Origin of the sequence: Mycoplasma enhydrae, assembly GCF_025779955.1 — a bacterium.
Lineage (GTDB): Bacteria > Bacillota_I > Bacilli_A > Mycoplasmatales > Metamycoplasmataceae > Metamycoplasma > Metamycoplasma enhydrae.
The window spans coordinates 1-615 of the sequence record NZ_JAOXHI010000026.1 but is presented as its reverse complement, the minus strand read 5'-3'; the positions used below and the strand labels follow the sequence as shown (position 1 = coordinate 615).

General features: G+C 26.3%; 1 protein-coding gene. It reads right to left on the bottom strand.

Going from position 1 to position 615, the window contains the following annotated elements; all coding sequences use genetic code 4:
* On the bottom strand, positions 1 to 615 hold a 615-nt coding region (locus OF364_RS03020), incomplete at both ends, for a hypothetical protein (protein WP_263774135.1).

The following is a 615-nucleotide window of genomic DNA, read 5'->3' as shown; positions in this document are numbered from 1 at the left end:
GTTCATCAAATTTAATTTCATCAAGTTTTTGTAGTAATTTTTCAATATCTGTTTTATTTTTTTCTAAAGCCGCTATTGATTTTTCTACTTCTGCTAAATTATCTTTGTTAGTATCATAATGGTTTGAGTTTTCTTCAAAAGATTTTTGAATATCTTTTAATTGTTGTTTAGCATCATTTCTTTCTTGATCAATTTGATTTTTGCGAGCTAAAATATCTGCTTGTTTTTGCTCAGCAGTTTTAATTTTATTTTCTAGTTCTTTAAACTCAGCTTTAAAATTATCTTTTTTAGGCTCTAGTTCATCTTTAGTATTATTAGCTGCTTCTAAAGCATTTTTTATTTTATTTAATGCATCAGTTGCTTTAGCTAAATTATGTTCATTTGCTGGTTTTAGAGCTTCGTTTACTTCACTTATGGCATCATCTAAACCTTGGATAGCATCAATTATTTTTTGTTTATTACTTGCTAGATCCTCAGCTTCTTTTTCTTTTACTTTATTATCTAGAGCTTGTTTGGTTTGTTCAGCTTCTTGTAATTTTTGTTTTAAATCTTTAGCTTCATCTTCTAAATTATTATCTTTTGCTTTTTGAATAGCTTGTTTAGCTTTTTCAATAG